Origin of the sequence: Clostridium sp. (assembly GCF_016650095.1) — a bacterium.
Lineage (GTDB): Bacteria > Bacillota > Clostridia > Clostridiales > Clostridiaceae > Clostridium_AD.
This window is the reverse complement of record NZ_JAENWL010000062.1, coordinates 1-13,248: the sequence shown is the minus strand read 5'-3', so window position 1 is coordinate 13,248 and position 13,248 is coordinate 1. Positions and strand designations below refer to the sequence as shown.

At 29.2% G+C, this 13,248-nt stretch carries 14 protein-coding genes; 7 read left to right on the top strand and 7 right to left on the bottom strand.

The annotated features are described in order from the left end of the window. Positions 1 to 1,158 (bottom strand): SNF2 helicase associated domain-containing protein (locus tag JJE11_RS05865; RefSeq protein ID WP_291633567.1); only part of this gene is annotated, 1,158 nt, incomplete at its 3' end. Positions 1,159 to 1,548: 390 nt separating this feature from the next. Here JJE11_RS05865 and JJE11_RS05860 point away from each other — a divergent pair. The 3 genes from JJE11_RS05860 (at position 1,549) to JJE11_RS05850 (ending at position 4,642) form a co-directional block, all read left to right on the top strand. Then, entirely contained in the window at positions 1,549 to 2,580 is a 1,032-nt protein-coding gene (locus JJE11_RS05860; RefSeq protein ID WP_291633565.1) for a 3D domain-containing protein, read from the top strand. Positions 2,581 to 2,885: 305 nt separating this feature from the next. Next, complete coding sequence (locus tag JJE11_RS05855; RefSeq protein WP_291633563.1) at positions 2,886 to 3,896, top strand: 2-hydroxyacyl-CoA dehydratase; 1,011 nt, start codon at positions 2,886 to 2,888, stop codon at positions 3,894 to 3,896. Beyond that, positions 3,884 to 4,642, top strand: coding sequence for an acyl-CoA dehydratase activase (locus tag JJE11_RS05850; RefSeq protein WP_291633561.1), 759 nt, complete (start codon positions 3,884 to 3,886; stop codon positions 4,640 to 4,642). The genes JJE11_RS05855 and JJE11_RS05850 overlap by 13 nt, the downstream gene beginning before the upstream one ends. Before the next feature lie 136 nt (positions 4,643 to 4,778). Here the strand turns inward: JJE11_RS05850 and JJE11_RS05845 are convergent, their stop codons facing one another. Both JJE11_RS05845 and JJE11_RS05840 read right to left on the bottom strand, forming a co-directional pair. Next, positions 4,779 to 5,126 carry a hypothetical protein gene (locus JJE11_RS05845; RefSeq protein ID WP_291633559.1) on the bottom strand — a complete coding sequence of 116 codons (348 nt, stop codon included), beginning with the start codon at positions 5,124 to 5,126 and terminating at the stop codon, positions 4,779 to 4,781. A gap of 382 nt (positions 5,127 to 5,508) precedes the next feature. Further along, positions 5,509 to 7,017, bottom strand: coding sequence for a DUF1846 domain-containing protein (locus JJE11_RS05840; protein WP_291633557.1), 1,509 nt, complete (start codon positions 7,015 to 7,017; stop codon positions 5,509 to 5,511). Positions 7,018 to 7,411: 394 nt separating this feature from the next. Here JJE11_RS05840 and queD point away from each other — a divergent pair, with 394 nt between their 5' ends. The 4 genes from queD to queC are packed head-to-tail and all read left to right on the top strand — an operon-like array spanning position 7,412 to position 9,847. Further along, complete coding sequence (gene queD / locus JJE11_RS05835; RefSeq protein ID WP_291633555.1) at positions 7,412 to 7,843, top strand: 6-carboxytetrahydropterin synthase QueD; 432 nt, start codon at positions 7,412 to 7,414, stop codon at positions 7,841 to 7,843. Position 7,844: 1 nt separating this feature from the next. Continuing rightward, the gene (gene queE, locus JJE11_RS05830; protein WP_291633553.1) at positions 7,845 to 8,510 is read left to right on the top strand and encodes a putative 7-carboxy-7-deazaguanine synthase QueE; all 666 of its coding nucleotides are present in this window, start codon (positions 7,845 to 7,847) and stop codon (positions 8,508 to 8,510) included. Positions 8,511 to 8,514: 4 nt separating this feature from the next. Then, the gene (gene folE, locus JJE11_RS05825; protein ID WP_291633551.1) at positions 8,515 to 9,135 is read left to right on the top strand and encodes a GTP cyclohydrolase I; all 621 of its coding nucleotides are present in this window, start codon (positions 8,515 to 8,517) and stop codon (positions 9,133 to 9,135) included. Positions 9,136 to 9,190: 55 nt separating this feature from the next. Next, positions 9,191 to 9,847, top strand: coding sequence for a 7-cyano-7-deazaguanine synthase QueC (gene queC / locus JJE11_RS05820; RefSeq protein WP_291633549.1), 657 nt, complete (start codon positions 9,191 to 9,193; stop codon positions 9,845 to 9,847). A 3-nt stretch (positions 9,848 to 9,850) separates the two neighbouring features. On the opposite strand, the gene JJE11_RS05815 is transcribed toward queC, so the two are convergent. The 4 genes from JJE11_RS05815 to JJE11_RS05800 form a co-directional block, all read right to left on the bottom strand. Next, on the bottom strand, positions 9,851 to 10,141 hold the full coding sequence (locus JJE11_RS05815; RefSeq protein WP_291633548.1) for a DUF2651 family protein: 291 nt from the start codon (positions 10,139 to 10,141) through the stop codon (positions 9,851 to 9,853). 105 nt (positions 10,142 to 10,246) lie between these two features. After that, the gene (locus tag JJE11_RS05810) at positions 10,247 to 11,512 is read right to left on the bottom strand and encodes a GHKL domain-containing protein (RefSeq protein ID WP_291633546.1); all 1,266 of its coding nucleotides are present in this window, start codon (positions 11,510 to 11,512) and stop codon (positions 10,247 to 10,249) included. A 31-nt stretch (positions 11,513 to 11,543) separates the two neighbouring features. Next, on the bottom strand, positions 11,544 to 12,278 hold the full coding sequence (locus JJE11_RS05805; protein WP_291633543.1) for a LytTR family DNA-binding domain-containing protein: 735 nt from the start codon (positions 12,276 to 12,278) through the stop codon (positions 11,544 to 11,546). Between the two features lie 263 nt (positions 12,279 to 12,541). Further along, positions 12,542 to 13,237 (bottom strand): hypothetical protein, encoded by a 696-nt coding sequence (locus JJE11_RS05800; RefSeq protein WP_291633541.1) that lies wholly within the window; start codon positions 13,235 to 13,237, stop codon positions 12,542 to 12,544. Positions 13,238 to 13,248: the final 11 nt, after the last annotated feature.

Here is a 13,248-nt window from a genome sequence, read left to right as displayed (position 1 = left end):
GGTAACATTTCCGAGGGAATGTAGATTATTTTCACTCTTACTTAATATATCAAACAGCTGCTCATCTGAGCCTATAAAGAGTAACCTCTCATTCCTTTTTATAAACCTAAATTTCTCGAGTTCCATAAGAATCTTGTCTTCTTTTTTATAATCACGTGTTATTATATCTTTACTTTTATCACCCGTTAATATGTTGATTTTCTCATTGCCATAAACAACTTTTATATCGCAATAAATGTCACTACCTATCTCATATATATGAAACTCTGGCTTTATGAAATTCGCTGCAAATGATTTTACCGCTTCACTAATAGTAATATTATTTGAAATACTGCTTAGATAAGCTGTAAGTTTATTATAGTTCTCTATATCTATGCGATATAGAATTTCACCATTTGTTTTTAACTTCTCATATATGGGAATATACTTTCTAATTTGATTCTTTGTTGGTATATAAATCTTCCAATTAAATAAAAATACATCATTCTTATCATTTAAAGAGACTGGAAACTGCTTATGTGTTGTTAAAACAAAATATTCATTTCTAATTTTCAATGTAAAAGTTAGTGGTAAATCCTTTAGCAAGATTGAAGTTTCAAACTCAAAACTATCATAGTTAAACTTAATTTTCTTAAAGTTAATCCCAGTTAAAAAAACTTTTAGGTCCATAGGATCAATCTTTGTTTTTCCCTTACCTATTGAGTGTTGCATCTCATAATAAGGTGGACCTTTTGAAACCCTGCGAGCTAACTTTATAGTACTCTTTAATTCCTGCTTATCTAAATTATGCTCTTTAAGTTTTTCTAATTTTTCATTTTCTTTAGAATTGTTTATTGCGGCTAAACTAAAAAACCTATATGCTGTAGCCGTTAAATGACTACACATAAATAAATAGCCCATACTAGAACCTTCTTTGAAATCCTCACAAGTACATTTCATGCCATCTATTTTTTTCTTTAATAAATCTATTTTTATATGCGTGTTTAATTCACTTGATTTAGTTTTATTACTGACGCAGCCATAAATATGATATATATTTTCTATTTTTTTACCTTTAATCTTAGTAACTAATCCGCTGTTAAAAGCCTTTTCTCCCTGGCTTTTCATGAGATCAGAAGCTGATTTAAATACTATATTCTCAAGTTCTTTAAACTTCAAACATACACCTCCATATTAATGTTATACATGTATAACACTACCAATCTAAACTATTATAGGTTATAATAATATATCGTGTCCAATAAACCCTAAGATAAAAGAAAGTAATAGTATCCTATTCATTATATACTCATTCACTTTAAGAAGCGATATAAAAGTGACATGTTTGCAAATGGGAAAAAATGTTGCTTCTCACATAAATGTGTGCTACAATATAAAAATAATTTATAATTCCATAAATTGGTATTATTATGTATCAATCCCCTACTGCTCATGCATCTTTTGAGATTACTCTAAATATCATATATTTAAGAGTACTGTATTTTGGACATCAGACATCAGTAGTTATACAGAAATTTATAATAGGAGATGATTATTATAGTTAATTTTATGAAATATAACCGAACAAAAATTGTAATTCAATTTATGCTTGTGACAATAATTGCAACTTTAACTATTTTCGTGAGTAGTTCGCGGAAAAACATTACGGTAGTTGTTGATGGCAAGCCACTTAAATTAGTAACTTACCAGAAAACTTTTGACAGTGCTTTAAAGAAATCTGATATAAGTATAGACGTAAAGGATACGATTGATAAAGCTTTAAGCTCAAAAATAGTTAACAATGATGTTATAACAATCAATCGTGCTGTGAATCTTAAAGTCTTTGTAGACAATAAGGAACTAAATATTAAATCTTCTCAAAAGGATATTGCCCTAATGTTAAATACAGAAAAAATAATGCTAAATCCTAATGACAAGGTTTCACCACCGACAGTAACCAAGTTATCTAAAGGTATGGATGTTACCATAACGAGGGTTAAAACAGAAACTATCCATGAAACAAAACCTATTGATTTTAAAACAGTTATTAAAAAGGATAAAGATACATTAAAATCTAAAAGCAAGGTTACACAAAATGGAGTAAAAGGCGAAAAAAGTATTACTTCAAATATAACTTATGAGAATGGCACCGAAGTAACTAGAAAAGTTATTAAAGAAACGTTAGTTAAAGCTCCTACGAATAAAATTATAGTTCAGGGTACTATGACTGCCGTAGCCTATTCAAGAGGTGACTCTTCTCTAGTTTCTGAAAATATTGTTAATATAAAGTCCTCTTCACCATCTTCTGGAAAGACTTTCACTGTAAAAGCTACTGCTTATTGTCCAGTTAATGGAGTAACTACTTCTTATACTGCGTCAGGATTAAAGGCTGTTCGAAATCCAAACGGTATTAGTACCATAGCTGTAGACCCTAGTGTCATTCCTTTCGGAACAAAATTATATGTTGAAGGTTACGGTAACGCAATCGCCGCTGACAAAGGTTCAGCAGTAAAAGGCAAATATATAGATGTATTTTTCAATACAAACGCAGAAGCTCGTAATTGGGGCGTAAAATACATAAAAGTGCAAATACAAGAGTAATTTTCTAAATATTTCTTATATGTTAGACTGATTCCAAGAACTGCCACAGAAACTATTTCTGCGGCAGTTCTTATTTTATAGCTTTAGATGTTTATAAAATTATTTACCTCCTCTTTTCTTATCACTTGCCACGTGGGTGTCACCTTTGTCCATTTGACATAATACTCAACATATAGTAAACTCAGTAATTATAAAACTTAAATAAGACAGTTCTAAACCATCCTGTCTATAAACAAAACTAGGACGTAACTACCGTTTTAGGTAGCTTTTTTGTTTTTAAATGGTTTATTTTAGGAGGATTCATAATGAAAAAAATAGGCTTAACAACAACCGTACCAGTAGAGGTTCTTATTGCAGCAGGTTATACCCCTATAGATTTAAATAATGTTTTTATAACCTCTAAGGACTATATGAAATATATAGATATTGCAGAAAGAGATGGTTTTCCTAAAAGCTTGTGCACTTGGACAAAGGGAATTTATGGAGCGTGCCTCTCAAACCACATCACAGAGATAGTTGGTGTTGTAGAAGGCGATTGTTCTAATACTAAAGCCCTCATTGACGTACTTAAGTTAAAAGGGATTAAAGTTTATCCCTTTTCTTTTCCGCATAGTCACTTGGCAGAGGATGTAGAGCATGAAATAAATAAATTTATGAATGCTTTTAATGTAACAATTGACGAAGTTGAATTGGTTAGAAAAAGGCTAAATGAAACTCGTGCCTTAGTTAGAGAGATTGACGAATTGACCTATATTCATAATAAGGTAACAGGCTTTGAAAATCATCTATATCATGTGAGCACAAGTGATTTTAATGGAGATATAGACGCCTTTGAAACTGAACTAAAAAAAGTTATTTATGATATGAAAAATAGAAAGCCAGTAATTAGAAAGTTAAGACTTGGATACATAGGGGTTCCTCCTATGACTTCAGATATATATGGGTTTGTTGAAAAGTTTAATGCTAATTTTGTATACAATGAGGTTCAAAGAGAATTTGCTTTTCCAAGAGTTGAAAGTGCTTTAAATATATTCGAGCAATATTACGACTACACTTATCCTTATGATAGTGAATTTAGGATTAATGAATTACAAAAGCAAATCGATGAGCGAAAATTAGATGGTATAATTCATTACACTCAAGCCTTTTGCTATAGAGCTGTAGAACATATTGTTTTAAAAGAAAAATTAGATATTCCCATATTAAATATTGAAGGAGACAAGTTAAATTCCTTAGATGCAAGAACAAAACTACGGCTCGAAGCTTTTCTTGATATGCTACTAGATTTGAAGGAGGTCGTAAAATGCGAGTGTTAGGTATAGACCTTGGTAGCCGCGAGGTTAAAATTATTTTAATGGAAGACAATAAGATAATACATAAGGAGAAAGTGAGTACCATGAACTTTTACAGAAATTACTGTGACTTTGATGGTAAGGTTATTGTCAATTTAGAAAAACTTAATATTGGGAAAATTGATAAGGCTGTGTCTACAGGCTATGGGAAAAATAATACTGATTTATTGTTGTTCACCACAATAAATGAGATAAAAGCCCATGTGTATGGAGGATTTTATCAAACTGGCTTAAAGGACTTTATACTTTTAGATGTAGGGGGCCAAGATGTTAAGGTTGTAAAAGTTGAAAAAGGTATCACCACTGATCTAGAACTTAATGAAAAGTGTGCTGCATCCTGTGGCAGATATTTAGAAAATATGGCAAATGTACTTGAAATATCCCTTGATGACATGAGTGTTCATTATGAAAATCCTGTGGAACTTAATTCAACCTGTGCAGTTTTTTCTGAGTCAGAGTTAATTGGTAAAATAGCTGAAGGTGTAAGTATCGATTGCTTGTGTTCTAGTGTTAACTACTCTCTATACAAGAGACTTCAACCTCTTATAAGTAGATTTAGAGGAAAAAAATTAATTTTAACAGGTGGAGTTGCTAATAATACAGCAATAAAAAAATATTTAAAAGAAGATTATGAAGAAATAGTATACATTGATCAGCCACAGTTTAACGGAGCCATTGGATGCTGCTATTATGGAAGTAAGTTTTTATAGGACATACTTCTATAAGTGGGGGATAACAATTTATCCCCCTTAAATAAAAAAAGGCTGTACTATAAACTTAGCTCTATAGAGTGGACACTTTTCACTGTCTACTCTATAGACAGTGAAAAGTGTCCATTCTAATTCTTTAGCCACATTTATATGCTTGTCTTAAAATTTCTGAATTACTGTGATTATCCCACTCTACTAAGTTTATCCCTTTAGAATCTATGTGTATTTTATTTTCATAAATCATAGCTACATTATTATTATATTTTGTGCTACGAATTCCCTCTTTTAAAAAAGCTTCTTTTTCTTCATATTTTATAAAACCTAACTTTTTTAATTTTTCTAAATGGAATGCAAATTCTTGTTTCTTTCTTTTGTCTTCTCCCTCTGTTAATTTATAATTTTCAATTTCAAATAACATTTCTGGCAACATATCGGCATCATAAATGTCAATTACCATCTGACTTTCCAATGTATTTAACTTCATATATTTATTTTCCCCTCCTAATTTTAATTAAATTATTATCCATAATTATTTAATTAAATTTTAAACTTCATTTGAATTATATTACAATTAGAGTTCCTTTTTTGTTATATTGTGTTATTATTAACAATAAATCATCCTACAAATTTCAACATCATTGTTAACGGAAATTAATATGTAACGAATTAAATACTATTATATTTAAGTTACGTTCAAAAATGTGTTATTTAATAACTTTTCATGTTAAATAAATGATAAATTAGCATAAATAAGGTTTTTTTAGTTAAAAAGGCCTTGAATTTTTAATTAAAAAAATAGCCACACTCCTATTGAATATAGGTAATGTGGCTTATAAATAGCTCATTTCTTAAGTTATTAGATATTATTAATTATTATAGTAAAGACTTTCAGTTGCATATTCTGCATCAGAGGTTATATCTATACCAAGTTTTCTGAAAGTTTGTTCATCAGCTGTACTTATAATTGTAGTTGAGTGTGCTTGACATCCTTTTAACATTGGTAATTTTTCCATAGCTACCTGAGCCGTCGGATTAGTAACAGCACATATACTAAGTGCAATTAACACGTTTTCACAGTCTAAAGCTGGTTTTTTACTTCCTAAAGTTTTTGATTTTAAGTTTATAATAGGTTCGAGTATAACTGGAGAAATAAGATGAATCTCGTCAGCTATATTTGCGAAATATTTAACAGCATTTAAAATTATCGCAGCTGTTGCATCCATTATATCTGAACTTTTACTTGTTAATATCGTCCCATCATTAAGCTCAATTGCAAGGGCCGGGCAAGTTTCACTTTTACTAGAACATTGTTTTAAATTAGCTGATCGTTCTCTTGCTGGAATAACAACTTTTCTATCTTCTTGTTTTAGATTAAGTTCTTCCATAAGAAGCTTTACTCTTTCAAAAGTTTCTTTATTTATATAACCTTTTTTATACTCACAGCCCGTTTTAAAATACCTTCTTATTACCTCTTGCTTAGATGATTCTTTGATAACCTCATCGTCAATAATTCCAAAACCTACTCTATTAACTCCCATATCTGTTGGAGATTTATAAACAGCCTCTTCTCCAGTTATCCTTTCAATAATTCGTCGTAGCACAGGAAAGGTTTCAATATCACGGTTATAGTTTACAGATATCTTATTATAAGCATCAAAGTGGAAGGAATCTAGCATATTTACATCATTAAGGTCTGCTGTTGCAGCCTCATATGCAATATTTAGTGGATGTTTTAGTGGAATATTCCACACTGGGAAGGTTTCAAATTTTGAATAACCTGCAGCCCTTCCTCTCTTATGTTCATGATAAAGCTGACTAAGGCAAGTACCCAACTTCCCACTTCCTGGCCCTGGTGCCGTTACAACCACAATAGATTTTGTAGTTTCAATAAAGGGATTTTTACCATATCCCTCGTCGCTTACTATTGTATCAACATCAGAAGGGTATCCCGTAGTTGCTCTATGTTTATAAACTTTTATACCTCTACGTTCAAGCTTATTAATAAATATTGTAGTTGCTGGTTGACCCTCATATCTGGTGATTACAACACTATTTACATCAAGATCATAATAGCGTAAATCATCTATTAACCTTAAAACATCCACATCATAAGTGATTCCAAAATCACCTCTTATTTTGTTTCTTTCTATATCTCCTGCAAATACACAAATAATGACCTCAACTTTTTCTTTTAATTTATGTAGCAATTTAATTTTTGCATTTTCATCAAATCCTGGTAAAACTCTTTTTGCATGAAGGTCATTAAAAAGCTTACCCCCAAATTCCAAATATAATTTATCATAATTATTAACTCTTTCTAAAATGTACTTTGATTGCTCTTCTAAATATTTCTTCTGATCAAATCCAATTTTCATTTTTACTCCTCACTTACAACATTATTTTTTATATAAACAATTAAAAATTTTCCATAAATACTATGTCTAAATATGCTTTTACAACTTTATATTATTACACATTTCAACACTAAAGTAAACTTAATTTGAAATTTAATATATCTCATTTGACATACCACATAACTTATTGTAAAATTAGTAATTATAAAACCTAAATAAGACAGTTCTAAACCATCCTGTCTATAAACAAAACTAGGACGTAACTACCGTTTTAGGTAGCTTTTTTTGTTTAAATATTTCCGAGGTGTAGGTTTTGACGTTTGATATTTATGCAAAACTGAAAAATATAGTGGATACAAATATTTCCGGAAAAATATTAGTCAAATGAATATAAATTTTAGGAGGAATGTCCCACATGTATATTTTAAAGACAGAACATAGCTTTGACAGTGCACATTTTCTTTCTGGATACGCAGGAAAATGTGCAAATATCCACGGTCACAGGTGGAAGGTTGAAGTTGAAATACAATCAGAAACCTTGGTATGTGGTGGACAACTTGACGGCATGATAATAGATTTTGGTGATTTTAAAAAAGATGTTAAAGCTATGGTAGATTCTTATGACCATGCTTTAATAATGCAAGAAAACACCATGAGAGATGCCACTTTAAATTGTATAAATCAAGATGGTTTCAATGTAATTATGGTTGATTTTAGACCAACAGCAGAAAACTTTGCAGCATTTTTCTTTAAGCTAATGAAGGATAAAGGATATCCCATAAAAAGAACTACAGTTTACGAAACACCTACTAATAGTGCATCATATGAAGAAAGTGTGGTAAGTTAAAGTGAAATTTAAGGTAGTCGAAAAGTTTATAAGTGTTAACGGAGAGGGTCCTCTATCAGGACAACTAGTAGTGTTTATAAGATTTGCAGGCTGTAATTTAAATTGTAGCTACTGCGATACCGCTTGGGCTAATAAGGAAGATGTACATTATGACTTCATGACGCCTGTTGATATATATAAATATATAAAATCTACCCAAATTAGAAATGTAACCTTAACTGGAGGTGAGCCTCTGTTACAGGAAGGAATTATAGAACTATTAGAAGCACTTTCTAAAGATACATCGCTTCATATTGAAATTGAAACGAATGGCAGTGTTCTGATAGATAAATTTTCAAATATAAAAAACCCACCAAGTTTTAATATGGATTATAAACTGCCCTTAAGCAATATGGAAGATAATATGAATTTAAATAATTTTAAATATTTAAGTTATAATGATACCGTTAAATTTGTGGCAAGTTGCATGGAGGATTTACAAAGGACCAAATTCATAATAGATAACTATGAGCTTTCAACTAGAACAAATGTGTATATTAGTCCAGTATTTGGCAAAATTGAACTGGAGAAGATTGTAGAATTTATGAAGGATAATAAAATGAATGGTGTTAATCTTCAAATTCAACTTCATAAGATCATTTGGGATCCAAATAAGAGAGGTGTATAAACTTATGACAATTGATTTAAAAACAGTTGATACAAAATTAATTGATACAAAAGCAATTGAAGAACATATAAAGGGTATTTTAATAGCTTTAGGTGATGATCCTTCTAGAGAAGGCCTTAGAGATACACCCGCCCGTGTAGCTAAAATGTACGAAGAAGTGTTTGCTGGCATGTGCTACAGCAACAGTGAAATTGCAGAAATGTTTAATACAACCTTTCAAGATGATTTAATAGTTAAAGAGGATTGCCCTGATATAGTGATAATGAAGGATATTCAAATATTTAGTCATTGCGAACATCATTTAGCGCTTATGTATAATATGAAAGTTTCGGTTGCATACGTTCCAACTAAAAAGATTATTGGTTTAAGTAAAATCGCAAGAATAGCTGATATGGTAGGTCGAAGATTGCAACTTCAGGAAAGAATAGGTACAGATATAGCTGAGATTATGCAGATAGTAACGAGTTCAAGCGACGTGGCTGTTATTATAGAGGGTGAACATGGCTGCATGACAACTCGTGGAATAAAAAAACCAGGCACTAAAACAATGTCAACTACTTTCAGAGGAAGATTCAATACTGATGTAATATTAAATAATAAGTTAATAATGCTTTATACTAAATAAAAAATGCTTTAGGGGCACGAAAATAAATAACAAGTTAAAGGGAGGCACACTAATTATGAATAAAGAAAAAGCAGTAGTAGTATTCAGTGGTGGACAAGATAGCACAACTTGTTTGTTTTGGGCGCTTAAAAAATATAAAGAGGTCATAGCTGTATCTTTTAATTATAATCAAAAACATATATTAGAACTCGATTGTGCTAAAGATATATGTAAACAGCACGATATTGAGTATCATTCTTTAGACTTAAACCTATTAAATCAACTAGCACCAAATTCATTAACAAGAAAAGATATGGAAGTGGACAAGTCCGCACCAAGTGATAGCGTGCCTAATTCCTTTGTAGATGGGAGAAACTTATTATTTTTAACCTTTGTAGCCGTCTTTGCAAAACAAAGAGGAATAAATAATATTATAACCGGGGTATCTCAAAGCGATTTCAGTGGATACCCAGATTGTAGAGATGTGTTTATAAAATCCTTAAATGTTACCCTAAACTTAGCTATGGGTTATGATTTTGTAATTGAAACACCTTTAATGTGGATTAACAAAGCTGAAACTTGGAAAATGGCTTATGACTTAGGTGTACTTGATATAGTTAAAAATCAGACTTTAACTTGTTATAATGGAATAAAAGGTAATGGTTGCGGTGACTGCCCTTCTTGTAAATTAAGAAAAAAGGGGTATTTGGAATTCAAAGAAAAAAACCTATAAATTTTATAGGTTTTTTCTTTTACGAGTAAATTCATTCTTAATTATAATAATTAAATCTCCTATTATTGTTCCAAGAAAAGAAATGAATGTATATACGAAGCACCAAATTAGGAAACTTGTATTAAATATAGTAAATGCTGCAATCAACCAAAATACAAAGTTAATTAGCAAAATAGCAAACATTTTCTTAAATATAAGTTGCATTACTAAAGATATTACAAGTACTAATAATGGATATGTAAATATTACCATTCCCATGGGGTCATTGTTGTAAATATTAAACATACTAATCATATGAGTGTAACCTCCTTTAAATTCAAAGAATTTACCTTACACTTTAGATACTACTTATTTCTTTAATATAAAGCAATACAAAAGCCTCATAACATATATTTGGGGTCATGAACGGAATATTATTTTAAAAATAGTATAATTTTCTTTAAAAAATAGCTGAACATCTGTGCCATTTTTTTCAGCTATTTTCTTTATATTATAAAGTCCATATCCTCTGTTATTTCCTTCTTTAGTAGAAAATCCTCTGTCAAATATATTTCCTATTTTATCTGGACTTATTGTTTTTCCACTATTTCTAACCTCTACAATATTATTATTTCCTTCTACACATATATTTAGTATAACCACCTTATCATTGGTACTATTTTCAACAGCCTCAAAAGCATTATCTAAGAGATTATTTAGTATATCAGAAATTTCATAATCCTTTAAACTATTTTCTAAAGAGTTATTTGTAACCTTAAATGACAATTTTATATTTAACCTTTCTGCTTCAGACAATTTATTATATATTATAGCTTTAATAATAATATTATCTATGTATACTATATCTTCTATAGTATTATTTGAACTTTTTAATGACATAATATATTTCTTTAATTCATGCTTAACTTCTTTTTCACTTGCTATTTCTACTATAGCATTTATGGTATTTAAATGATTTTTAAAATCATGCTGCTTTTGTCTTATATCCTCTACTATATCCGTTAATATAGGGTTGTACTTATTTTGTAGTTCTGCAACCTTTTTGTCTTCACATATTTTAACTATGTAATAATATAAAAATATATTTAATGATAACATCAAGAGTATAATAAAAATGTATACTAGCATATTATTTAATATTATGTTTTTATTATATCCCCATATAAATTCACAAAATAAAATATATAACCCTAAATTAATTACAAAGTAATATAATATCTTAGATTCCAATTTGAGGATTCTCTTTGCTTTTTCACTAAAACTATACTTTAATATAATAATGATAAAAATTAATTCTACTAAAAGAAAGGTAATGTCCCATCTATACGTATCTGAATATGGAAATCCAATTAAATATGCACACCCAATTAAAAGTGTTTGTAAAATTTTATTTATACCTAAAAATACAATAAACTCGCATATTACCTTGATAAACGGTCTATTATACATAAATTTTATTAGAAATATCATGCTTATATATTTAATAATTACATCTATATGATTGTTTATTTTAATTGTTAGCAATAGTATTATTAATTCTATTAATATTATAAATGAATTTTTAAACCAATTATTTTCATCTTTTAAAGATATCTTTGACCATAATGTCATAAAAATAGTCAATTCGATAAAATTAGCTATAGATTGTTGTAACATCCCTAACATTTATTACACTCCATTTCATAACGCATTCTATTTAACCACATTGCTGGAATTGTTCCATTATTGTATTTTTAAATTTATAACCTAAAAGAGCATTTTTATTATAGTTTTCAAAGTAAATTTCACTCAATTTAGTATCTACATTCTGTATTTTCGTTATATACCTAATATTCACCACAAAAGATTTATGACACTGAACTATATTGTTACAATTTGTAAGCTTAAGGACATTCTTCAATGTTAATTTATTAATTTTATAAACACCATTGACTGTATGCACCATACACATTCTAAGAATTACTTCTATAAAAATTATTTCATCAACATATACTTTTACATTAATACCTTTTCTAATATTAAATATCACATAACTCTTATCTTTTGGAGTATCCTTTATATTACCATTGTGTAATAAATATCGTTTTGTCATATTCATAACATCCTCAATATCATAAGGCTTTATTATAAAATCATAACAATGCACTTGTTTAAATGCTTTAGTTATATATTCTGCATGAGTTGTTAAGAAAATAATAAAACTAAATTCATATGTAGATATTTGTCGTAGCTCTATTGCAAAATCTAATCCCGAAGAATTCTTTAAAGAAATATCTATATAAAATATATCTATATTATTATTAATTGTGATTTCTAGAGCTTTATCTTTATCTTCACATTCATATATATTTATATTTTTATCTATCAACTGTACCATCTTCTTTAAACATTCCCTTTGTATTTTATCATCCTCTACTATTAAAACATTCATCTTTATTTCCCCTATTCATTCCTTATTAAGATTTCACCGAAAATTTATACATTTTGTCGTTTAAATTGTTATTAATCATATTCTATCACATTTTATTTGCTAAATCAGGGGAATAATGTCACATTCTAATTTTTTAAGAAAATTAATAAAAAAGAAAAGAAAGTCGATAACTTTACAAAGTTCCTCAACATTCTTTTCTTTTTTATTAAAATACTTCTTTATATGCAAATACTTCTTTATAAGAAAATACATGATGTTAAAAACTATTTTCTATAACTTACCTTATTCAAAGCTGGTACATGTTGAAAATCGCAAATCTTACTATTATATAAGAATTTCACACCATCAATCCATTGGCCTTCATAATCTTTCTGCAAAAATGTTTCAATTAAAGATACAGAGGTCATAGTTCCTCCAGTAGATCCTTGAAAATAACTTGTTGCCCATGAATCTCCCTTAAATTGTAATACAGCAGTAATTTTCTGATTTTCCTCACTCTCTTTTAAACTTATCACCGCAATTTTTTTCCCATCAATTTCTTTTATTTCAGAAACTTCAATAGGCAGATTACTAAAATGTACCTCTGATAGTGCTTCAGCAAGGGCATCCAATTTATTTTTTATTGGTAAACCCTCCGATATGTAAGTACCAAATTGTATCACTTTAACATAGCTATTTATATCAGCTGAATATATTGGATAAACGCTATTTTTATTTTTAGAAATTTGTTCATTTATTAAAGCATTGCTTGCTTCTAGTTCCTTCAATTTATCATCTGAGTTTTTAGATGCTTCGGTTAATTCCACAACTGAATTCGAAAGCTTACTATTTTTCTCTTTCAATGCACTAATTTCTTTGGTTAGTGTGGCATTCTCATCTTTTAAAGAATTAGAACATCCACTGGCTATCATCCCCACGGAAAACATGACAATACATAATGCTATTAACTTTTTATACATTTTACCCCTCC